The following is a 21999-nucleotide window of genomic DNA, read 5'->3' on the forward strand; positions in this document are numbered from 1 at the left end:
TGGAAAGAGGTAATCCTAATGGTAGAAATGGCTCTGAAACACGTGCATAAAAAATACGACAACAATGATAATTATTCTGTAACAGATTTTAATTTAGATATTTCTGATCGCGAGTTTATTGTTTTTGTTGGACCTTCCGGTTGCGGAAAGTCAACAACGCTGCGGATGATCGCTGGATTAGAAGATATTTCTGAAGGAGAATTATCCATCGGCGGCAAAGTAATGAACGATGTCGCACCAAAAGATCGTGATATTGCCATGGTATTCCAGAACTATGCGTTGTATCCACATATGACAGTTTTCAACAACATGGCTTTCGGATTGAAATTACGTAAATACGATAAAGAAGAAATCAAAAAACGGGTAGAAAATGCTGCCGAGATCTTAGGATTGACAGAATATCTAGACCGTAAACCAGCCGCACTATCTGGTGGACAACGTCAACGGGTAGCTTTGGGTCGTGCCATCGTACGTGATGCCAAAGTCTTCTTGATGGATGAACCTTTGTCAAACTTAGATGCGAAATTGCGGGTAGCAATGCGTGCGGAGATTGCGAAACTGCATCAACGTCTTGAAACAACTACGATTTATGTAACCCATGACCAAACAGAAGCGATGACAATGGCAGACCGAATCGTTATTATGAAAGACGGATTTATTCAACAAATCGGTTCACCGAAAGAAGTGTACAACTCACCTAAAAATATGTTTGTTGCCGGCTTTATCGGTTCACCTGCTATGAACTTCTTTACAGTTACTTTGAAAAACGGCATGATCTCAGACGGCCATGGATTAAACTTACGTATTCCTGAAGGCAAAAACAAAGTCCTTATCGAAAAAGGGTACGAAGGCAAGGAATTAGTCTTTGGTATCCGTCCAGAAGATATCCACAGCGAACAAATCGCATTGGAAGCTTCACCAGAAGCAACTGTCCGTGCAGAAGTAGTCGTTTCTGAACTGCTTGGTGCTGAAACAATGCTTTATACAAAGATTGGTTCCACTGAGTTTATCTCTAAAGTAGATGCTCGTGACTTCCATCGTCCAGGTGAAGTGATTGATCTTGCTTTCAACATCAACAAAGCCCACTTCTTTGATAAGACATCTGAGAATGTGATCACGTTACCTTAATTTGTAGTTTTCTTGCACTGTCCTTGGTTTGCCCCCTAGACAGTTGCAATTAACTAATATCCACTTTTATTCCTTATTTGTATCCCCTGAAAACAGACAGCCCTGCGGCTGTCTGTTTTTGGGTGGATTCTCTTTAGGTGAAGGGACTACTTTGAAGCTCTCTTCTCAAGAAAGCGTACATAAAATTTTTTGATCGTTGGGTATTGACGATATGCCAAGAAAACAACTTTGATTCTTTTAGTAGTAACTGGGTCGACATCAATGATTTTCTTATACCCGACAGTTCCGCATTCTGCTAAAAAGCAATCCTTGCCATCTTTTTCATAATAAAGTACTGCTTTTTCAATTCTCTGACTCTCGCGGATTTCTTCTTGTAAAATCACTGTATTGATTTGTGTTGGTTGTGCAAAAGTCACTGTTACCCACGGCTCATGATCGTTATCCGCAGGTTGCCAATACGTCTTCTTTGATGAGGTAACCTTCTGCAGGCTTTCTTGATCCCAGGGTGATTTTTGGGAAGAAGCTGTGATCTGTCCTTGGTACAACGGCTGATCCGTTTGTAATGGCCGTAGATATTGCCCTAATTGCATCAGTGACTGCTGATCTTTCGGGTGGATCGCCCCATTGGGCATTGGCGGAACATTTAATAAAAATACCGCGTTTCCTCCTACCGCTTTCCGATACAAAGAAAATAATGTTTCGGCACTTTTCACTGCTGTATCCTCTTCCGGATGATAAAACCAGCCGGGTCTGATTGATAGATTGACCTCTGCGGGATACCAGACTAAATCTCTGTTGGAATCGTAGTTTCTCAATACAGATCGGCTACCTAAATCTTCTGCCATACTTGAGATTGTCGTCCGGAATTCTGCTGTGTCTGTTTGTTGTGATTTTTCGGCCGTCTTTTCGGCATCCAATAGCTCACGGGGAACGACACTCCACTCATTCTGCCTTGTGTGCCCGGCTTCATTTCCGATCCAGCGAACATCTGGACCGCAAACGGCAATCACAGCATCCGGCTGTAATTGCCGAATCTGTTGATAATATCTTTGCCAGTCATAAAACTGCCGCTTTCCGTTAGGTCCTTCTCCATTGGCTCCATCAAGCCACACTTCTGCTATTTCACCATACTGCGTCAATAATTCTGTCAATTGACCCACATACACCTCGTTATAGGCCTGTCCGGTGCCGTAGCTTGCGGCGTGCTGATCCCACGGAGAAAGATAGATGCCAAACGCCATCCCTGCTTCTTGACAAGCCTCCGACAATTCTTTGACTAAATCTCCTTTGCCATTTTTCCAAGGTGTATAAGCGACTGTCTGCTGCGAATAGTTGCTGGGCCATAAACAGAAGCCATCATGGTGCTTACAGGTTAAGATCATCCCTTTCATCCCACTGCATTTGCAAAGCGTGACCCACTCTTTACAGTCCACTGCTTGCGGGTCAAATAGTGCTAAGGATTCTCTCCCATTTCCCCATTCCCGATTCGTCATGGTATTCAAGCCAAAATGAATAAAGCCATAAAATTCCCGTGCTTGCCATAGTAGTTGACGGTAACTCGGACGGATCGCCGTCAATTCTTCAACTTTCATCGCACTTCCCCTTTCTCCAACTGATTGTCAGCAAACTGGAACCCATTCAGATAAGTGTTCTTACTGGCGATGGCTCACTAACCGCAGTTGTTTTGTTTTTGGTCTTTACAGCAAATAGAGTAGTAGATGCCAAATGAATTGACAAGCCACTACTCTAAATTACATAGTTTAGTTTGTTTCACATAGTTTTTTTCCACAGGTTGCGTTCAGGATTGCAACACCAGAATAGCCGAGAACTAATTCAACTGCAATAATGTTAAACTATCTGCTAAGACCGCTTCACCATCAAGAAGCTCGTAATCTTCTGGTGTGATTAGTTTATACGGAACTGCTTTATAGTTCAAAAAATCTTTTAAGCGATTGATTTCATATTTCGATTGTGGTCCAATCAGTAATGCATCAACAGTCTGATTTTGAATGATTTGTTCAGCAATGATTGCTGGTGCTGAATAAATATGGACAGTTATTCCTTGTTCATCCGCTGCTCGCTGCATGTTTTTCACTAATAGACCTGTTGTGATGCCTGCTGTACAGATCAATAAGATCGTCTTTTGTGCTTCTGTCCCCATATTTACAGCCTCCTAAGATATTTTCTTTTTCTTATTATAAATATCTAAGACAACTGCTAACAGCAAGATCAATCCTTTGATTGCCTGTTGCCAGTCGACCCCTACACCTAGAATCGACATCCCATTATTCAGTACTCCCATCACTAATCCGCCGACGATCGCACCCATGATCGTTCCGATTCCGCCAGAAGTTGAGGCACCGCCAAAATAAACGGCAGCCATGGCATCCAGTTCCATAGAGGTTCCTGCTTGTGGTGTCGCAGCGTTCAATCGGGCAGCCAAAACCAAACCTGCCAATGCCGCCATCGCGCCCATATTGACAAAGACCCAGAAAGTGATTTTTTTCGTTTTGATTCCTGACAGTTCAGCGGCTTTCCTATTTCCACCAGTTGCATAGATTTGACGACCGGCAACTGTTTTATTTGTTAAGAATCCATATGCTGCGACGATGACTCCTAATAAAATCAAGATGATCGGGTAACCCTGATAAGAAGCGAACACATAAGTTGCGCCAATGAAAACGACGCCGATGAAAAGAGCTTTGAACAAAAAGGTACTGGTGGACTCTACTTCAAACAAATTTTTCTTGCGGCGTTCCCGGGTTCGCCATTGACCAAAAATCAATAGTGCCGTGATACCGACACCGATAATCATTGAAAGGAGATGAATATGATCGCCGCTGACAATATCAGGTAAATAGCCTGTTGAAATTTTTTGAAACGAGGTAGGAAATGGTGCTAAAGATTGTCCTCCCAGAACGACTTGAGTCAATCCACGGAACATCAACAGTCCAGACAACGTAACAATAAAAGCAGGAATCCCCACATAAGCTACCCAGAAACCTTGCCAAGCGCCAATCAACGCACCAATCAGTACACATAATGGCACAGCCACCCAGGGACTCATGCCATTATTGACCATCAAGACGCCGGCGATTGCGCCAACAAACGCCATGACAGATCCGACAGACAAATCGACATGCCCTAACAAGACAACTAGTAACATCCCCGCAGCTAAAACCAATATATGACTATTTTGCAAAACAAGATTGGTGATGTTCAATGGTCGCCAGAAAATACCATCTGTCATTGCTTGAAAGGCAATCAATAAGACGACCAGGATAATAATCATGCTGTATTTGCTAAAAATCTCTAACGCTTTGTCTTTGATAGAATGTTTTTGCACTTTTTTTAATTTATTCGTTGTTTCCATCCTAAACCCCACTCTCTTCTAATGTCATCAAGTTCATCAGCAGTTCTTGATCCGCATCTTGCCGCAATACTTCTCCTGTAAAACGCCCTTCATTCATCGTATAGATCCGGTCACACATACCCAAAAGTTCCGGCAGCTCGGAGGAAATGATACAGATTGCTTTACCCGCAGATGCCATTTCTTCAATGATCGTATAAATTTCATATTTTGCTCCAACATCGATTCCTCGTGTTGGCTCATCTAAAAATAAAATATCCGGTTCCGTCATCAACCACTTAGCCAAAACAACTTTTTGCTGGTTTCCGCCGCTAAGGCTGCCAACATTTTGATAGATTGAATTGGTTTTCGTCCGCATTTTTTTGCGGTATTCTTCTGCCAAAATTACTTCTTTCTCTTTGTCCAAAACACCGTTGCGACTGATTTTATTCAGACTAGCAATCGTTGTGTTCTCCCGAATGTCCATCAATAGATTAAGTCCTAATGCTTTACGGTCCTCTGAGACATACGCAAGCCCATTTCTAACGGCAGCTGGAACATCTTTTACGGAGATTTGTTGCCCTTCTTTATAGACTTCGCCCGTGATATTGCTGCCATAGGAATGCCCAAAGACACTCATCGCAAATTCTGTTCGTCCCGCGCCCATAAGCCCAGCAATGCCGATGATTTCTCCTTTGCGGATCATCAAATTGAGGTCTTCGTTCACGATTCGATTTGTATCGATAGGATGATGAACGGTCCAATTCTTCACTTCAAAAAAAGGATCACCAATCTGGGGATGCCGTTCCGGATAGCGATTCGTCAAGTCACGACCAACCATCCCGCGAATGATTCGCTCTTCAGAAATCTGATTGCCAGCCATCGTTTCAATGGTTTGTCCATCGCGCAAAATCGTGATGCGATCGGCGACATTGACTATTTCATTCAACTTATGAGAAATAATGATGGAAGTAATCCCTTGATTACGAAATTCTTTGATCAATTCTAGTAAATTGGCACTTTCTTCTTCATTCAGAGCGGCTGTTGGTTCATCTAAAATCAATAATCGGACTGATTTAGAAAATGCTTTGGCGATCTCTACTAGCTGCTGCTGCCCTACACCGATTTGTGAAACCAATGTATTAGGATCAAGACGCAAGCCAACTGTTTTTAATAAATTATCGGTCTTCTTTTCTGTGATATTCCAATCGATGATGCCATTTTTGGCTTGTTCATTTCCTAAAAAAATATTCTCTTTGATGGATAAATAAGGACTTAAAGCCAGCTCTTGATGAATGATTACGATCCCTTTTTCTTCGCTATCTCGTAAATCTTTAAATTTACAGAGCTCTCCTTCGTAATATATTTCACCTTCATACGTGCCATGTGGATACAAACCGCTTAGCACATTCATCAATGTAGATTTTCCTGCGCCGTTTTCACCACATAGCGCATGGATCTCACCACGTTCGATCGAAAGATTTACATTGCTTAATGCTCGTACGCCTGAAAATTCTTTGACGATATTCTTCATTTCGAGAATATAATCTGCCATGTCCTTTCACCCTTTTCTTTTTATGTAGTCAGAGATTCTGCAGAAGAAATAAAATGATCCATTCAAAAGAACGGCTCTTTGACAAACAAGAAAGAACAGGGCAAAACATTGGAGTATCCGCTGATCTGCCCCGATCATTATCCCTTCAGCTGCTCTTTTACCTTTTTTGCGCTTTTGACAGCCCCACTGTCAACAACTAGCCCAGATCTTTTTCCGTGTAATAGTCACTGTCCACAAGCTCTTCTTTATAATTGCTGCTATCTACAGAGACTGGATTAGATAGATAGGTCGGTACCACTTTGACCCCATTGTCATAAGTTTCGGTATCATTGACTGGGACTTCTTCGCCATTGGCGATTGCTTCGATCATTTCGATCGTGTTTTTGGCTAGAACTCGGGTATCTTTGAAAATCGTTTGCGTTTGTTCTCCAGCAATGATCGATTTAACTCCAGCAATGGTTGCATCTTGTCCTGTAATTACAGGTAATGGTTTTTCAGAAGAACCATACCCCACACCTTTTAGGGATGAGATGATTCCTAAACTGATTGGATCATAAGGAGAAAGAACGGCATCTAATGTTTTATCGGTATAGTTGGCACTCAATAAGTTGTCCATCCGTGCCTGTGCAGTAGAACCATCCCAGCGCAGTGTTGCGATTTGGTTGAGATTCGTCTGACCCGAAGGAACCACTAATTGACCACTATCAATATACTGTTGAAAAACAGACATCACGCCATTGTAATTGATCAACGCATTGTTATCATCCGGTGAACCACCAAACAATTCGATATTGAAGGGTCCTTTTCCATCTTTCAGGCCTAGCTTGTCTTCAATATAAGAAGCTTGTAAAACACCCACACCGAAATTGTCAAAGGTTGCATAGTAATCGACGTACTCCGAATTCATCAATAACCGATCATAAGCAATCACTTTGATGTCCTCGTTATGAGCCTTTTCGAGAACATCGGTAAGCGCGGAACCATCAATAGAAGCAATCACTAATGTATCGACGCCTTTAGTGATCATGTTTTCAATTTGAGCGACCTGATTCTCAACCTTATCTTCGCCATATTGCAAGTCTGTTTTGTAGCCTAACTTTTCCAGTTCATCTACCATATTGTTTCCATCGGCAATCCAACGTTCTGCTGATTTTGTAGGCATAGCGATTCCCACAAACCCTTTGTCCCCGCTGCTGGCTCCACCACTATCTGAGCCGTTTCCGCAAGCTGCCAACATCCCTCCCAAGAGAACGGTTGAAGCGATACCTACGATTTTTTTCATTGTGCTTTTCATTTATTGATCCCTCCATACTTTTACTTACAGGCTAAGTATAGAAAAAACAGCAATCGCTTACATTAACTATTTTTGGTAGTTTCTTTGATTTCTTGGGACATTGGAATTCAAACCTTGATTTTCTTTCGATTACCTTGTTTTTTTTCGGAATCTTGAAATTAAGAAAAGCGCTTACCTTTTTTTGGTAAAATAGAGGTCGGGGGTGAAATTATGGATAAAAAAAGGTTACACATCTTCCTTTCGATCCTGCTTATGACCAGTCTTAGCGCCTGCCAACGACCAGCTGAGGGGACCAATGAATCTGCTAAAGAGAGCATTGTCATTGGCTTTTCGCAATCTGGTACAGAAAGCAGTTGGCGTAAACGTCATACTGAATCGATTCGGACAGAGTTAGAGAAAGAAGGGTATGAAGTACTTTATCGAAATGGCTATATGAATCAAGAAAGACAGATCCAAGATATCCGCAGTTTTATCGTTTACCAAGTAGATGCAATCGTCTTTACTCCATTACAAGAAGATGGTTGGGAACCAATACTCGAAGAGGCGGCCAATGCAGGTATCCCTGTTTTTATCGTTGATCGTCATGTGGATCTGGCAGATCCTTCCTTATTTTTGACACATATCGGTCCTAGTTTCAAAGCGGAAGGCAATCGAGCTGGCCTTTATGTCAGCAATTATTTCAAGCATCATGAAAATGAAACGATCAACGTGCTGGAGTTGACCGGACTCAGTGATACATCCCCTACGCAACTACGTTCAGATGGCTTTCGAGAAACCATCAAACGAGATTATGCGAAAAACAATGTCACTATTCAAGTAACTGATGCCTTGAATGGCGACTTCATTCGTAGAAAAGGCAAAGAAGTGATTGAACAATATATTGCAGAAGGAAAAATGGCCGACATCGATGTTTTATTCAGTCATAACGATGAAATGACTATCGGCGCGTTAGAAGCCTTGAAACAAACAGATATCGTCCCTGGAAAAGACATTGTTATCGTTACGATTGATGCTCAAAAAGAAATGATCGACAATTTGAAAAACGGCATCGTTAATTGCGTTGTTGAATGTAATCCCGATGCTGGTATCTTCGTTAAAAATGCTATTTCCCGTTATTTAAGTCGGGGCAGAAGTGCAGTTCCAAAAGAAATCTATGTCCACGAGACAGTTTTTTCAAGTGATATGGATTTTGACCAGATTCCACCCCGAAATTATTAAGGAGTCATTCATGAAAAAGACAAGTATAAAGGGCATCTTCCAACAAACCAATAAATTGATGATCTTAGTCGCTTTTCTTCCTTTATTGATCAGTAGTATCTTTTATTCCCGCCAAATTTTTATTTATCAAAATACGATCAACAATATTGAAGAAGCCAATCAGCTCTCGGGTAAAGTGGATGCAATTGTTTTAGAAGAAATGTGGGATCTTGTCTTTGGCCAAAAGAGCGTGGCGGATGTTCAAGTCAACAACGTCATTGAAGAATTGCGCGCGGATCTTGACCATATCCAAACAAATACGAATACAGCCAAAGAAAAGAACACGTTGGCTGTTGCCTTACGTACACTGGATTCATTAGAAACCTACCAAAACAAGCTCATCGAAAATATTGCTAACGATGAACCACTAGAAAAAAATCAATATGTGATGGTCCAGGTGGATTCTGTGATTGAATTATTATCTGAAATCCTGCAGGAATTTGTTCGTGTAGAGATTAGTTTGGCAAGTCAAACCAATCAAGATTTGATTCAATCTGTCTTGTTATTGATCGCTTTTCAATTGCTTTTGATTCTTTTGATTATTTACTTTATTTCTAAAAATCGCCGCTTTGTTCGCGAAAATCTCCAAAATCCATTGGATCGTCTAGTCGAATTATCTGATGAACTTGCCCAAGGGCATCTCGGCTTTCGAGCAGTCCTGCCTGATACACCGGAATTGCGCACATTGACGAGCAGTTTGAATAAAATGGCGGATGATTTAACCCGTTTATTAGAAGAGAATGCTTTGAAACAATACCATTTGGCTCAAAGTGAAGTTCGTGTGTTGCAAGCACAGATCACGCCTCACTTTATTTACAATAGTTTGGATGCGATCGTCTCTTTGATCGAAGTAGAACGATATGAACAAGCAACTGAAATGACGTACGCCCTCTCCGATTTTTTTCGGATTTCACTAAGCAAAGGGCACGACTGGATCCCTCTTTCAAAAGAGTTGCGCCATGTTGCTGACTATTTAACGATCCTAAAGATCCGTTATGGGGAGATGCTGACCTATGAAATCAACCAGCAGACCACTTCCCAAGACCTACTAGTTTTAAAGATGATCCTACAGCCTTTAGTTGAAAATGCCGTCTATCATGGCACCAAGTTTGTACGCCGAGTAGGAAAAATCACCATCACGATTCAGGAATATGAACAGACAATCCAGATGTCTGTCCGTGATAACGGTATTGGCATTTCCCACGAACGATTAATGGCCATCCAGCATAATCTGAAAGAAAATACAGATCCCGATCCAGAAAATGGGTATGGTCTTTATAATGTTTATCGTCGTCTATTACTAAATTACGGTAGTGACGTACAATTTGATATCGCGAGTATTGAATCACAAGGAACAACGATTTCGATCATCGTTCCTAAAAAAGGAGGAGCCCACTAATGTACAAAGTCTTCATAGTTGAAGATGAACACCTGATCCGTGATAACTTGCGGCATCAGATTATTTCTCTAGCTGAAAAATACCCCATTATTTATAGTAATGAAGCGGCAGATGGCGAGTTGGCACTTGCATCGATTCTTGACATTCGTCCAGATATCATTTTGACGGACATCAAAATGCCTTTTATGGATGGACTGACCTTTGCCAAAGAGGCCAAAAAATTATTGCCACTTGTTCGAATTATTTTTATTAGCGGCTTCGATGATTTTGATTACGCAAAAACAGCGCTACAATTGCAAGCTGATGACTATTTGTTGAAACCGATCAAAAATGAGGACCTTGAACAGACATTGATTAAAGTCATTGCTGCATTGGACCAACAGTCCCAAGAACAACACTATCTCTCACAAGATGATGAACTCCTGCGAATGGAGGTCAGAAAGAATCTCTTTTTGAATACTCTTTTCGCAAGTAAAATCACAATTTCAGAAGCTTTCCAGCAAGCGACCGAGCTAAAGCGTTCCTTTTCTGGTAAACAATTTTGTGTCTTGTTGGCCAAGACACCATACAATCAGAATTTTTCGGATTATACCCGCTTCAGTAAGCAGTTGACTTCTACTTATGGTTCCGATGAAACAGTCTTATTCTCCAGCATTTCCAGTCGCTTCATCAAATTCCTGCTTTTTGATTTCAACAAAGATGCTGTACTCGAGAAAGCCTACCAAATGGCACAAGCGCTCACCCATGACTCAAGTGAGGAAGTGGCAGTTGCCATCGGACCGGTAGTTGAGCGGTTTTCGGACATTCCAACTTCCTATCACAAAGCCAACGGGATGTTGAAAACGTATGGCGGCATCCGCAAGGAAAAGATCATTAGCTATGAGGATGATATGAAAGAAGGAGAATTATCTCCTACGAATCCTTTCAAAATCGACCTTGCCGAACGAATCTCCCAGACTGAGCCAGAGGCGATCAATGACTTAGTCAATGAAATCATGTCCGCTCAAGGAACTGCAGAAAGAACCCAAATGTATCGTTTTTTTGTTCTGGTAGAATTGATTGCGCTGGTAAAAAAGCGTGAAGGCAAAGAACAAAAGGACTTGCTAGCTCAAACTGCGGATTTAGACTATTTATCCCAACTGACAAGTGAGCCACACAACTACCAAGACAAAGTGACTGCACTGCTTACATACTTAGTCAAGCAGCAAATCAATCCGGCAATGGCAAAGTATCAAAGTGTGATCAGTCAGGCAAAACAGTTTATTGACAAAAATTTTTCTGATCCAAATATTTCGTTGAATGTCGTTGCAGAAAAAGTCAACTTGAGCCCCGCCCATTTCAGTACGATTTTCTCGCAAGCAACCGATGCCACATTCATTGAATACCTCACAGAACAGCGGCTTTCATTGGCAAAAAAACTACTGATCACAACAAATTTGCGCCTTTCCGAGATCGCCTTTGATATTGGTTACAATGATCCAAATTACTTCTCTTTCCTATTCAAGAAAAAAGAACAGATTTCACCCAAAGAGTATCGTCAGATCCACCATTGACAGAAGTTCAAAAAAACCAGCCCAACCTTATACATAAGGCTGGACTGGTTTTTTAGGCTAGCAAATAATGCAAGAAGCAAAATCGTTGAACGAACAAAATCAATACTGGCGTCTTGCCTTCAGCCGTTCGTCATTCTTTTTTCTCCATCGCCGCTTTTAATGCTGCAGCCAATGGACTTTCTTGCGGTTCTTCCTGATTGATCTTTTGCATCAACCGGCGTTCTTCATGTTTGGTCAATTTTTTGTTACGCTCTTTCTTATCTGCCATTTTCTCGGTGATCCCATCGAAATTGCAACGGAAGAAAGCACCATTCTTTCCTTCAATGATCTCCATCTTTCGATGACATTGTGGACAGCGATGGTTAGACACTTTAGGATCTTTACGACGACGATACTTACAGGTTTGACTTGAACAAACATAGATCTTGCCATCTCGGGTACTCTTTTCCCTTAATGGTTCCCCGCATTCAGGACATCGTTTTTGCGTTAAGGAAAAGTCTTGATATTTGCTTTCGCTTTGCTTGATTTCTTTGACTAATTGCTTGGTATGTTTTTCTATCTGAGCAAGGAATTTTTGTTCCGAGTATTTTCCTTTAGCGATCAGTTCTAATTCCTTTTCCCATTTCTCCGTCAATTCCGGAGTGACTAAAGATGGGTTGACTAGCACCAACAACTGCTTGCCTTTTGGCGAAACTTGTAAACCGCTAGGTGTTCGCTCCATCAACTCTGACTTGATCAATTTCTCAATGATCTCAGCTCTCGTTGCAGGCGTTCCTAAGCTATGTTTTTCCATTTTGCCTAAGAGCGTACCTTCATTCAATGGTTTCGGCGGCGTCGTTAGTTCCTTTTGAATACTGAATGTTGGTTTGACACTCATTTGTTCCTGCCAAGAAACAGTGGTTGCTTCTTCTTTTGACTTTTTCCAGCCTGCCTCGATCACAGTGTTATGGGTAAAGACAAACACTTCATTACCAAATTTGACTGTAACTTTTTGCTGCTGCTTCTTATGCGGTTTGGCAAAAAGCATCAAAAAACGTTCAACGATCATTTGATAGATTCGCTGTTCGTCATTACTCAATTTTTCATAACGTGCCCGTTGCTCTGTAGGCAACAAGGCATGGTGATCCGTAACTTTCTTATCATTAAACACAGCTTGCTGCTGAACTTGACCGCCATTTTTCAAATAGCTTTTGACTTCAGGAGCAAAATCGGCCACTGCTTGCAACCGTTCTTTCATCGTTGCTTTCATGTCACTGGTTAAGTATTTTGAATCAGTCCGCGGATACGTGACGATTTTATGGGTTTCATACAAGCTTTGGACCAATGACAACGTTTTTTTGGCAGAAAAGTCATAGCGATGATTGGCTTCTCGCTGAATCTCCGTCAAATCATAGGGTAAAGGAGCCGCTTCGGTTTTGATCTTCTCTTCAATAGACGCAACACGGCCATTTTGCTGACTCATCTTTTGAACCAGTGCTTCGGCTTCGCTACGGTCTTTCAATTGATAAGGATTGCTTTGTTGCCGCTTTGCTTTACTGTCGCCCACTTCTAAGTTGATGACATAATAGGTTTGGGGGCGGAAACCTTCAATCTGTTTCTCTTGTGCGCGAACCAAAGCAAGCGTTGGTGTTTGAACTCGGCCAGCGCTTAAATTATCCTGATATTTCACTGTTAAGGCACGGGTCACATTCAAGCCGACTAGCCAGTCTGCTTTTGCCCGAGCAATGGCAGAATGATACAAGTTATCATACTGCTTCGCCGGCTGCAACTTTGAGAACCCTTCTTTGATAGCCTTAGGGGTCTGAGAGGAAATCCAAAGCCGCTTGACAGGTTTGTCACAGCGGATCCACTCTAAGATCCATCGGGCCACCAACTCGCCTTCTCGTCCTGCATCGGTAGCGATCACGACTTCCGACACATCTTTGCGATGTGCCAGTTGTTTGATTGCTTTCAACTGATGCCCCGTCTTAGGCAATGGTTTGATCCCGATCGTTTTGGGAACCATCGGTAATGTTTCCATCTGCCACGAGGCCCATTCTTTGTTTAAATCTTCGGGCATTTTTAGACCTAATAAATGACCAAGGGCCCAAGTAACGATTACCTTGGGTCCTTCGTAATAATTTTTATTTTTTTGATTACAACCCAATACTTTGCTGAGGTCTTTGGCAACGCTTGGCTTTTCCGCTAGAATTAGTTGTTTCATAAAAATCTTTCCTGCTTTCATCGACGACTTGTTGGTATTCTTTAAGTAGTGCCAACCCAATATATTGTTGGAGATAATCGTCGCATTCTTCACACCAGCGTTCTTCGCCTTCATTCCAAAAAGCCGTCATAAAGTTGGTTTTTGCATTTATGTACGAATACTCTTTCCGAATCTCGTGCCATTTTTCTTCGTAAAATGACTGTGCTTCCGCAAAAGATGCAAATGTGAACGCCTCTTGAATATCTGCCTGCCATCCTTCAAAAAACCACCATGGCTCGTTATCACCATACATGACTATTACTTGATACATCCCATCGCTCCTCTCAAGATTCCTTTCCCATATTAGTCACTTTTACCAAAAGTTGCAAGGAATAAGTCTCAACAATTAAGCACCCTTTAAAAAATTCAAAAAATCATCGTTTTTTTATGTTTTTATACTGTCTCTTAAGATGACATCAAAATGATGTTACCCTTAGTCTAGCATAGAACACAGGGAATGTGAATATAACAAGAAAAGATAACAACTCTACATAGGTGAAATTATTTTACTTGGAAAATTTTTTTATGGCAAGAACAATTATGTTACACTAAACAAAAAATCTGTTAGGAGTTGGCGCGTTGATGTACCTTAATCAAATTACTTTTCCTGATCGTGAATCCGAAGGGTCATTTTTTGCGGGGATTATGCGAACTGTCTATGATTCCTATTACCCCTATCAAGTCTTGTCAAAGAACGCCTTTTCTCAAATCGATTTTGAACCAATCACTATCCTTTACGGAGGCAACGGTTCAGGAAAAACCACCGCACTGAACGTCCTTGCTGAGAAGATCGGCGCGCAACGGTCCGCCGCTTATAATCGTTCCAACTTCTTTGAAGATTACCTTGATCAATGCCATTGCATAGTTACCAACGAACCTAAAATCAAGCAAATTTTGACCAGCGATGACGTATTCGACTATATGCTCGACATTCGCAATTTGAATCAAGGCATTGATCGCCGCCGAGAAGAAATCTTCGACGAATATTTTGAAGCCAAATATGCAAATTTTCGTTTTAAAGGCTTTGAAGACTATGAGAGATTAAAAAAAATCAACCTCGCACGTTCCAATACACAATCGAAATTCACACGTAAAAATCTGATGGATAATGTCCGTGAATTCTCAAACGGAGAAAACGCGGCAAGCTTTTTCCAAGAAAAAATCGTGCCTAATGGACTGTATCTTTTAGACGAACCAGAAAATTCACTGTCGGCCCAACGACAAATTGAGTTAGTCGCATTTATCGAAGACATGACCCGCTACGAACATTGTCAATTTGTCATCGCTACCCACAGCCCTTTTGTCCTCTCCATCAAAGAAGCAAAGATCTACGATTTGGATCAAAAGCCGGTGGATGTGCGTCGCTGGACACAGTTGGAAAATGTTCAGACCTACTACCGCTTTTTCCAAATGCATCAAGAAGCTTTTGAAGATGAAAAAAGACGTACCGATCAATAAGAATCTCCTAGAATCACATAGAAAACGATCCGAAAGATCATGCCTGCAAATCCATACAGGCATCACTGATCATTCGGATCGTTTCAATTATCACTGCTGCAATCGTTCGAATCGTTTAGACATATTGCAATTCTTTTGCTTCTTGGTAAGCGGCATCGATCAAGCCACCGCCAAGACATTCCATGCCATCATAAAAGACCACTGCTTGTCCTGGGGTGATTGCCCGAACGGGTTCATCGAAGATCACTTCGGCACGGTCATTATCTAGCAAGCGGACAGAGACGCCGACATCTTGTTGACGATAACGGAATTTGGCTGTGCACTTGAATTCACTTGGACGATCCGTGTCTGTCGTAAAGTGGATTTGACTTGCTTCCAACCGATCCGCATACAATGCTGGATGGTGGAATCCTTGTCCCACATACAATGTGTTTGTTGCTAAATCTTTGCCGACAACAAACCACGGTTCTTGTGAAGTGCCGCCGCCACCGATTCCCAATCCTTGACGTTGGCCGATGGTATAGTACATCAGACCATCATGTTGTCCTTTGACTTCACCATCTAATGTGACCATGTTGCCTTTTTTTGCTGGCAAGTAATTGCTTAGAAATTGTTTGAAATTCTTTTCACCGATAAAGCAAACACCTGTAGAATCTTTTTTCTTAGCTGTTGCTAAACCAGCTCGTTCAGCAATGGCCCGTACTTCAGATTTTTCCATGCCGCCTAAAGGGAACATGGTTTTACTCAATTGTGCTTGCGACAGTTGGCTCAAGAAATACGTTTGGTCTTTGTTGCTATCCACTCCGCGCAGCATATGGGTAACCCCATTTTCATCCGTTTCGACTTGAGCATAGTGTCCAGTTGCCACATAATCAGCACCAAGATCCATGGCATAATCTAAAAAGGCCTTGAATTTGATTTCTTTGTTACACATAACATCTGGGTTTGGTGTACGTCCAGCTCGATATTCAGCTAAGAAATATTCGAAAACGCGGTCCCAATATTCTTTTTCGAAATTGACTGAATAATAGGGAATGCCGATTTGAGCTGCTACTTTAGCCACATCTTTGTAATCTTCCGTTGCAGTACATACACCATTTTCATCGGTATCGTCCCAATTTTTCATAAAGATCCCGACAACATCATACCCTTGTTCTTTCAGCAAAAGTGCTGTTACCGACGAGTCCACCCCGCCACTCATTCCAACCACCACACGGGTGTTTTCGTTAGACATGATTTTTCACCATCATTTCAATTATAGATTCTGAAATCATCTACGATTTGAAGGTCGCAACTTTTCAGTAATTTGCATTATACAACAGATTGGCATAAAATTCACGGAGAGTTTCATCGGTTTAGCTTTTCCTGTAAAAAACTTAGATACTTCTTTAAATTCAAAAAAACCTTTCCCACATAAATAGTTCCTCCGACAGCTGCTGCTTAAGCCAAATGCTAGCCTGCTTTCAAGCAAAAAGAAACTATCATAAAATCGTATGAATTTCTTCATAAAATACAGAAATGTCTGTTGCAAGGATCAGCTATACTCCTCTTAGATAATGACAAAAGGGGTAACAGAACATGAACAATCACGCAACGACTGACCGCAGAAATAGAAAAAAGCCAAAAAATTCCGTCAAAAAAAGTATTCTTGTCTTACTGATCATTGTCGCCGGTTCTTTCCTTTTACGACAATTAGTCTTTGAAAGAGTAAAGCATTCCGACTCACAAGATATCGTATTATTGCCAAAGAAATTTTCAGAGCAAGCCAATCAAGTGCTGCAAGAAGTGCTGCCGAAGTCCCAACAAGTCCCTTTGATTTTGCAAAGAGACGAACGTTGGGGGATGAAACGTTACGGCTCTGGGGAACAGCAAAATACCTTTGCCGATAATGGTTGTGCCATCGCATCTTTAGCAATGATTGATTCTTTTTGGCGAAATCAGGCACCAGAACCAGACAATATTCTCAACTGGGCAGGCAACCAATTTTATCTTGCTGATCAAGGAACTAGCTGGCAAATCTTTCCTCAGTTTGCCGAACATTTTGGCTATCAATTCTTAGATCTGGGAAATTCTTTCGAGGAAGCTTACAAGATGATCCAGCAAGGCTTTCCCGTCATTGTCTCCGTACAGCCGGGAACATTTACTACCACAGGCCATTTGATGGTATTGGCTTTGAATAGAGAAGGGGGGATTCAAGTGCTTGATCCAAATGATTCACCAGATAAAAACCACTACAAAAAAACTTTCTCTAATGAACTGCTTGCTGCTGAAGGATTGAATTATTGGTGCTTTTGGCTTTGATTTTCAAAAGCAACTTACAGACTTGCACTGTTGACTGAGAACCATCCAAAAAAAACAGACTAGCCGATTAGCTAGCCTGTTTTTATATTTGCCGTAATTATTGAACTCGTGGTTCGTTGTTTTCTTGGATACGGCTGGCAGTTTTGTTGAATGCGCCTTTGGCTTTACGTGTTTGTTTTGAAGCAAATTCTCCAGTTGTTTCTGCAGCACTGCTAACTTTGTCTTGAACAGTTTCTGAATCTTTTTCGAATTGTTCACGAGTTTTAACATCTGCTACATTAACGTTCACTTCGATAACTTCCAAGTTTGTCATTTTGTTGACTTGTGTTGAAACGACTTCTTTGATTTGGTCGTAAATGGCAGTCATGTCGCTACCGTATTCTGCTACGATATCTAAATCTACGGCTACTTGTTTTTTACCAACTTCAACGTTGATACCGGAAGTAACATCATCCGTATTCACTAATTTTCCTGCGATATTTGAGAAGAACCCACCATCAACCGTTAATAGTCCATCTACGGATTCTAGCGCAATCCCGACAATCTTTTGAATTACTTTATCTTCGTAAGTCAATTCTCCTTTAACACCTGCAGTAGTTGTTGGTTTTACTTGATTTTCCATTGTACATTCCTCCTATATCTTCATAAAAATTATAATAATAAATGTTACCGATCACTAACGCCGCGGCTTTTGAAATTGATCAAAGAAACCGATCTCTTTGAGGTAGAAGCCAAGGTAACCTCCTAGTGCTGTAAAAATCAGTAGTAGCAATGTTTTCAAAAAGCCGACTGTCAGAAAGAGAATTGCTAGTATCAGTCCTAATGCAGCAAAGATAACCGGGATCTTATTTTGTTCGAACCATTTGTTCATCATTTCTCCTCCTAAACGACACGGGGTTGTGTGTGATGTTCTCTTGTTTCTTCAGCGTCTTTCAAGACAACTTCTGTTTGTATATCATGAGTGACACCGAATAGCGTTTGAAGCTTACTGCTGATCTCACCAACCAATGCTTCTTGTTGTTGCGGGATGGCTGCGGTCTGTTTCATTTCTCCATCGATCATGACTCGGACTTTATTCTTGATAATCTTGACCTTCACTGATGGCGAATGGATAAAATCAGCTTGTTGGACATTCTTTAAAACAAAATGTTCCAAGGCTTTCTTTTGAATCACCAATTCCCCGGATTTTTGCTGGATAACCAAACGATCCGAACGCTTTGGAAAGAACAAGACAACGAAAATACCAATGATCGTCAGCAGTGCAAAGCCGACACATGTCCAAAACAAAAACATGCTCATGGAAGCTCCGACCCACGGATACTCACGCAGTGGAATCAAGTAGAATGGTAAATCTACCGCTTGCTGATTCTCGATCATGCCAAAGAAAAAGACGAGCAACAATAACAGTAACCCAATGATCATGATCACTTTAGAAATCTTACGCATAGGCAACCTCCTTTACTACTTTCTATTTAAAGCATACACATTTCTTAAATATCCTTCAAATGATAAACCTTGAAACCGATTATTTTTTCATTCTATGACCAATGATCAGCTTACTAGAAGCAGAAATTTTGTCTTGCTATTATAACTATTGTTAAAAAGATATATGACTATAATTCTTTAACCGACTGTTTTCCTTGTTATTTCTCAATGAAACGTTTGGTGTATTTCTGCTTGTTTGGCTTGAAAGATCCTTTCTAATTGGTTTTCGGAAATTGGTCGTCCAAACGGCTAAGGTTGAGGAAGGAATGCTAATTCCGGCGCATCGACACCGACATTGATATTCTCAGCGATAGGCAAACTATGATGATGGATATGCCCATGAAGGTTACGGCTATTCTTTGTCATTCCCAATAGCATCGGATAATGACTCAAATAATACTGGTGATGATCAAATTTTAACAACAGACCGACATCCGCAAAAGAAAACTTCGGCTCTCCGGAAATTCCGGGATCGTGCTTTGCTAGATAACGAAAGAGTGCGCGCGTATCATGGTTGCCTTTGATAAAAGCGATCTTTCCTTGCAGCCGTACTAATAGCGCTAAAAGCTCTGCAAACCCCACTTCATGTTCGGGATGGAGTGCAATATCTCCTAGATGGTAGACCGTATCTTGTGCTTGAACCACCTGATTCCAATTAGCGACCATGACTTCATGCATCTCTGAGACAGACGCAAACGGACGTGGGGCAAAATCATTCGAACCTAATAATTTTTCATGAAAATAATGAGTATCTGATGTAAAATAGCGCATCTTCTCTTCCTTTCTCAGGGTAAATGTTTTACATATCTGTCAGTATACGCTTAGCCTAAAAAGAAAACAGCAAACAAAAGCCATGATTGAAGTCACGATCTTTCCTTCAACTGTAACAAAAAAACAACCGAACGATTTCATTTCTGCCAAAGAGCAAGGGACAAGTCACAATAACATCCACATTGATAGTGTGGAACCGCTAGCGTAGTGGATTAGCGCTAGCCTCCACACTCGCTACTGTGGACGATCCAACATTGTCCACGGAATAATTTGTTCATGATTGTCTTCCAGATACACTTTTGAAACGAAAATCTTTTGGTTGCTTTTCCTAAATAACGGATCATTTTGTTCGCGATGGTTTACGCTTTGATGAATAATCCGCGACTAATAAACCCATCCATCAAGAAATAAAATTTTTCTTGCAGCATTTTGTGTTGCGGGTCTTTAAAGATGTTGACTGCTTTCAATCCATTGGCTGTCGTAATCGACATCTTAAACGTTTTGATGTCCTTTGCGACGGTGATTTTTAATTTAAAGCCTTCTTTACTTTGCGGAGTTGCTTCCAACCCGCGGATCAGTTGGAAATTGCCACTGTTTGTTTCAGTAAATCCATTGTCCCGCAGTGTATACTTTTTTGCTTCTGGTGCTAATTGGTAGCGGGTCTCTGCACCTAAGACAGTTGTTGTTGTTTCAAATGCCATTTGCTTTCCACCTCGTTCGACGTTTTGATTTCCGAAAAAGCTTCTCTAGAAAAAATACAAGTGCTTTTTTCTAGAGAAAGTCTCTTTGCTATCCGGTATTTCTTTCTTCAGATTATCATGAATGGTTACATGAGTGCCAGTTTTTTTTGCTTTCTGCACTCTTTTCGCTTATCTAGGAGCAGCCCCTTCGATTCCTCTAAAAACACGAAACTATGGGTACTACTTCTTCGTTCCTAAAACGGTTCGAGCAAGTAACTCTGCAAAACTATGGACCTCTTCTTCTGTGTTACCAAGACCAAAACTGATCCGCACAGATTCTCCCACAGCGGGATGCTCTTTGCCATACATTGCTTCTAAAACATGAGAAGGTTCCACGTTCCCTGCGGTACAAGCTGAACCCGTCGAGATCGCAATGCCTTTTAGATCCAATTTCATCAACAGTAGATCACTAGTAACACCAGGAAATTGCAGATTGATGATGTGAGGCAGCTTGCTATCAGGATCTCCATTTAAACGGTAGTCAACCCTTTGCTCTTCCAAAACAGAAAAAACTTGCTTAGCAAATTGCTGATACGTCTCACTGTGCGCACGCTGTACTTCTGGAGTCAGCAAGGAAACAGCTTTTGCCATACCTACGATCCCTGCCAAATTTTCTGTACCGGCACGGCGCTTTTCTTCTTGCTCACCACCGTGTAAGAGAGTGGGTAGTGACAAGCCGTCTCGTTTGTACAAGAAACCAACGCCTTTAGGTCCATTGATCTTATGTGCTGAAATACTCAACAAATCGATGCCATACGCAGCGGGATCAATGGGCAGCTTGCCGTAAGCTTGTACGGCGTCCGTATGAAAAACAGCGGCGTGTTCTTTTAGCAGTTCGCCAATTTCTTGGATCGGCAAAATATTGCCCGTTTCATTATTGGCGAACATTATTGAAACGAGGATCGTATCTGGACGTAGTGCCGCTGCTACTTGTTCTGCTAAGAGCTGTCCTTTTTTATCGACAGGTAAGTAAGTGATCTCGAACCCTTGCTTCTCCAAAAACTTCATGCTTTCGATGACTGCTGGATGTTCGATCGTCGTAGTAATGATGTGTTTTCCTACTGCTTGTTTTGCATACGCGGTGCCTAGGATCGCTGTGTTGTCGCTTTCCGTTCCGCCACTATTAAAAATGATCTCGTGGGCTTTGACACCTAACTGATCAGCGATTACTTGTCGCGCTTCTTCTAGCTTGGTATGGGCATCCCGACCGTACCTATGGATACTGGAAGGATTGCCAAAAAATGTCGTCATTGTGTCATTCATGGCTCGAATGACAGCCGGGTGCATTGGCGTCGTTGCTGCATGATCTAAATAAACCATTCGTTTCACCTATCCTTTATTAAAGCCATTATAACAAATCTAAACCAACCGTCTATCCCTAACGATTGATTTTCCGGTAGTTTAAAAGAATAGCAAAAAACAGCAAGCAGGTTTTCTTCTGCTTGCTGCGAATGATTTGGTTCTTCA

At 41.4% G+C, this 21999-nt stretch carries 19 protein-coding genes and 1 pseudogene; 6 read left to right on the forward strand and 14 right to left on the reverse strand.

Annotated elements, in window-relative coordinates; all coding sequences use genetic code 11:
- The first annotated feature begins 18 nt into the window (after positions 1–18).
- Positions 19–1128 (forward strand): ABC transporter ATP-binding protein, encoded by a 1110-nt coding sequence (locus tag ACTFWY_RS15085; RefSeq protein WP_003128181.1) that lies wholly within the window; start codon positions 19–21, stop codon positions 1126–1128.
- A gap of 146 nt (positions 1129–1274) precedes the next feature.
- Here ACTFWY_RS15085 and ACTFWY_RS15090 read toward each other — a convergent pair whose 3' ends face one another.
- From ACTFWY_RS15090 to chvE, 5 genes are all read right to left on the reverse strand, one after another.
- Complete coding sequence (locus ACTFWY_RS15090) at positions 1275–2720, reverse strand: alpha-L-fucosidase (protein WP_029486307.1); 1446 nt, start codon at positions 2718–2720, stop codon at positions 1275–1277.
- 236 nt (positions 2721–2956) lie between these two features.
- Entirely contained in the window at positions 2957–3289 is a 333-nt protein-coding gene (locus ACTFWY_RS15095) for a PTS sugar transporter subunit IIB (protein ID WP_003128178.1), read from the reverse strand.
- A gap of 12 nt (positions 3290–3301) precedes the next feature.
- The gene (gene mmsB, locus ACTFWY_RS15100; protein WP_081131024.1) at positions 3302–4501 is read right to left on the reverse strand and encodes a multiple monosaccharide ABC transporter permease; all 1200 of its coding nucleotides are present in this window, start codon (positions 4499–4501) and stop codon (positions 3302–3304) included.
- 1 nt (position 4502) lies between these two features.
- Complete coding sequence (gene mmsA / locus ACTFWY_RS15105; RefSeq protein ID WP_003128175.1) at positions 4503–6032, reverse strand: multiple monosaccharide ABC transporter ATP-binding protein; 1530 nt, start codon at positions 6030–6032, stop codon at positions 4503–4505.
- A gap of 196 nt (positions 6033–6228) precedes the next feature.
- Positions 6229–7326, reverse strand: coding sequence for a multiple monosaccharide ABC transporter substrate-binding protein (gene chvE / locus ACTFWY_RS15110; protein ID WP_439926861.1), 1098 nt, complete (start codon positions 7324–7326; stop codon positions 6229–6231).
- A gap of 252 nt (positions 7327–7578) precedes the next feature.
- Between chvE and ACTFWY_RS15115 the strand changes: the two genes are divergently transcribed.
- From ACTFWY_RS15115 to ACTFWY_RS15125, 3 genes are read left to right on the forward strand one after another with little or no spacing between them, the layout of a single operon-like run.
- Positions 7579–8544, forward strand: a complete 966-nt coding sequence (locus tag ACTFWY_RS15115; RefSeq protein WP_021150555.1) for an ABC transporter substrate-binding protein — start codon at positions 7579–7581, stop codon at positions 8542–8544.
- A gap of 10 nt (positions 8545–8554) precedes the next feature.
- Entirely contained in the window at positions 8555–9982 is a 1428-nt protein-coding gene (locus tag ACTFWY_RS15120; RefSeq protein ID WP_021150556.1) for a sensor histidine kinase, read from the forward strand.
- Positions 9982–11535, forward strand: coding sequence for a response regulator (locus tag ACTFWY_RS15125; RefSeq protein WP_005470122.1), 1554 nt, complete (start codon positions 9982–9984; stop codon positions 11533–11535). Before ACTFWY_RS15120 ends, ACTFWY_RS15125 begins: the two co-directional genes overlap by 1 nt.
- Positions 11536–11665: 130 nt before the next feature.
- Here the strand turns inward: ACTFWY_RS15125 and ACTFWY_RS15130 are convergent, their stop codons facing one another.
- Complete coding sequence (locus tag ACTFWY_RS15130; protein ID WP_439926859.1) at positions 11666–13738, reverse strand: DNA topoisomerase III; 2073 nt, start codon at positions 13736–13738, stop codon at positions 11666–11668.
- Positions 13671–14048: a DUF1033 family protein gene (locus ACTFWY_RS15135; RefSeq protein ID WP_137264619.1), complete on the reverse strand. Its 378-nt coding sequence runs from the start codon at positions 14046–14048 to the stop codon at positions 13671–13673. Before ACTFWY_RS15135 ends, ACTFWY_RS15130 begins: the two co-directional genes overlap by 68 nt.
- A 311-nt stretch (positions 14049–14359) precedes the next feature.
- On the opposite strand from ACTFWY_RS15135, the gene ACTFWY_RS15140 reads away from it, so the two are divergent.
- Positions 14360–15235: an AAA family ATPase gene (locus ACTFWY_RS15140; protein WP_005470119.1), complete on the forward strand. Its 876-nt coding sequence runs from the start codon at positions 14360–14362 to the stop codon at positions 15233–15235.
- A 115-nt stretch (positions 15236–15350) separates the two neighbouring features.
- Here the strand turns inward: ACTFWY_RS15140 and mnmA are convergent, their stop codons facing one another.
- Positions 15351–16469: a tRNA 2-thiouridine(34) synthase MnmA gene (mnmA, locus tag ACTFWY_RS15145; protein ID WP_003128164.1), complete on the reverse strand. Its 1119-nt coding sequence runs from the start codon at positions 16467–16469 to the stop codon at positions 15351–15353.
- Positions 16470–16813: 344 nt separating this feature from the next.
- On the opposite strand from mnmA, the gene ACTFWY_RS15150 reads away from it, so the two are divergent.
- On the forward strand, positions 16814–17536 hold the full coding sequence (locus tag ACTFWY_RS15150; RefSeq protein WP_003128163.1) for a C39 family peptidase: 723 nt from the start codon (positions 16814–16816) through the stop codon (positions 17534–17536).
- A 97-nt stretch (positions 17537–17633) separates the two neighbouring features.
- Here ACTFWY_RS15150 and ACTFWY_RS15155 read toward each other — a convergent pair whose 3' ends face one another.
- From ACTFWY_RS15155 to ACTFWY_RS15180, 6 genes and pseudogenes are all read right to left on the reverse strand, one after another.
- The gene (locus ACTFWY_RS15155) at positions 17634–18158 is read right to left on the reverse strand and encodes an Asp23/Gls24 family envelope stress response protein (RefSeq protein ID WP_003128162.1); all 525 of its coding nucleotides are present in this window, start codon (positions 18156–18158) and stop codon (positions 17634–17636) included.
- A gap of 54 nt (positions 18159–18212) precedes the next feature.
- Positions 18213–18407 carry a DUF2273 domain-containing protein gene (locus ACTFWY_RS15160; RefSeq protein WP_029486300.1) on the reverse strand — a complete coding sequence of 65 codons (195 nt, stop codon included), beginning with the start codon at positions 18405–18407 and terminating at the stop codon, positions 18213–18215.
- An 11-nt stretch (positions 18408–18418) separates the two neighbouring features.
- Positions 18419–18982, reverse strand: a complete 564-nt coding sequence (gene amaP, locus ACTFWY_RS15165; RefSeq protein ID WP_003128159.1) for an alkaline shock response membrane anchor protein AmaP — start codon at positions 18980–18982, stop codon at positions 18419–18421.
- 204 nt (positions 18983–19186) lie between these two features.
- A pseudogene (locus ACTFWY_RS15170) lies at positions 19187–19792 on the reverse strand (metallophosphoesterase).
- Positions 19793–20151: 359 nt separating this feature from the next.
- Positions 20152–20493, reverse strand: coding sequence for a DUF1831 domain-containing protein (locus ACTFWY_RS15175; protein WP_003128156.1), 342 nt, complete (start codon positions 20491–20493; stop codon positions 20152–20154).
- A gap of 219 nt (positions 20494–20712) precedes the next feature.
- Positions 20713–21852, reverse strand: a complete 1140-nt coding sequence (locus tag ACTFWY_RS15180) for a cysteine desulfurase family protein (RefSeq protein ID WP_279281980.1) — start codon at positions 21850–21852, stop codon at positions 20713–20715.
- Positions 21853–21999: the final 147 nt, after the last annotated feature.

This window comes from Enterococcus sp. 125944 (genome assembly GCF_051909435.1).
Classification (GTDB): Bacteria; Bacillota; Bacilli; order Lactobacillales; family Enterococcaceae; genus Enterococcus_D; species Enterococcus_D gallinarum.

What these genes read in the sequence shown, in the direction of transcription:
- ACTFWY_RS15085 (WP_003128181.1), top strand. Translation starts at nt 19, where the DNA reads ATGGTAGAAATGGCTCTGAAACACGTGCATAAAAAATACGACAACAAT.
- ACTFWY_RS15090 (WP_029486307.1), bottom strand. Translation starts at nt 2,720, where the DNA reads ATGAAAGTTGAAGAATTGACGGCGATCCGTCCGAGTTACCGTCAACTA.
- ACTFWY_RS15095 (WP_003128178.1), bottom strand. Translation starts at nt 3,289, where the DNA reads ATGGGGACAGAAGCACAAAAGACGATCTTATTGATCTGTACAGCAGGC.
- mmsB (WP_081131024.1), bottom strand. Translation starts at nt 4,501, where the DNA reads ATGGAAACAACGAATAAATTAAAAAAAGTGCAAAAACATTCTATCAAA.
- mmsA (WP_003128175.1), bottom strand. Translation starts at nt 6,032, where the DNA reads ATGGCAGATTATATTCTCGAAATGAAGAATATCGTCAAAGAATTTTCA.
- chvE (WP_439926861.1), bottom strand. Translation starts at nt 7,326, where the DNA reads ATGAAAAGCACAATGAAAAAAATCGTAGGTATCGCTTCAACCGTTCTC.
- ACTFWY_RS15115 (WP_021150555.1), top strand. Translation starts at nt 7,579, where the DNA reads ATGACCAGTCTTAGCGCCTGCCAACGACCAGCTGAGGGGACCAATGAA.
- ACTFWY_RS15120 (WP_021150556.1), top strand. Translation starts at nt 8,555, where the DNA reads ATGAAAAAGACAAGTATAAAGGGCATCTTCCAACAAACCAATAAATTG.
- ACTFWY_RS15125 (WP_005470122.1), top strand. Translation starts at nt 9,982, where the DNA reads ATGTACAAAGTCTTCATAGTTGAAGATGAACACCTGATCCGTGATAAC.
- ACTFWY_RS15130 (WP_439926859.1), bottom strand. Translation starts at nt 13,738, where the DNA reads ATGAAACAACTAATTCTAGCGGAAAAGCCAAGCGTTGCCAAAGACCTC.
- ACTFWY_RS15135 (WP_137264619.1), bottom strand. Translation starts at nt 14,048, where the DNA reads ATGTATCAAGTAATAGTCATGTATGGTGATAACGAGCCATGGTGGTTT.
- ACTFWY_RS15140 (WP_005470119.1), top strand. Translation starts at nt 14,360, where the DNA reads ATGTACCTTAATCAAATTACTTTTCCTGATCGTGAATCCGAAGGGTCA.
- mnmA (WP_003128164.1), bottom strand. Translation starts at nt 16,469, where the DNA reads ATGTCTAACGAAAACACCCGTGTGGTGGTTGGAATGAGTGGCGGGGTG.
- ACTFWY_RS15150 (WP_003128163.1), top strand. Translation starts at nt 16,814, where the DNA reads ATGAACAATCACGCAACGACTGACCGCAGAAATAGAAAAAAGCCAAAA.
- ACTFWY_RS15155 (WP_003128162.1), bottom strand. Translation starts at nt 18,158, where the DNA reads ATGGAAAATCAAGTAAAACCAACAACTACTGCAGGTGTTAAAGGAGAA.
- ACTFWY_RS15160 (WP_029486300.1), bottom strand. Translation starts at nt 18,407, where the DNA reads ATGAACAAATGGTTCGAACAAAATAAGATCCCGGTTATCTTTGCTGCA.
- amaP (WP_003128159.1), bottom strand. Translation starts at nt 18,982, where the DNA reads ATGCGTAAGATTTCTAAAGTGATCATGATCATTGGGTTACTGTTATTG.
- ACTFWY_RS15175 (WP_003128156.1), bottom strand. Translation starts at nt 20,493, where the DNA reads ATGGCATTTGAAACAACAACAACTGTCTTAGGTGCAGAGACCCGCTAC.
- ACTFWY_RS15180 (WP_279281980.1), bottom strand. Translation starts at nt 21,852, where the DNA reads ATGGTTTATTTAGATCATGCAGCAACGACGCCAATGCACCCGGCTGTC.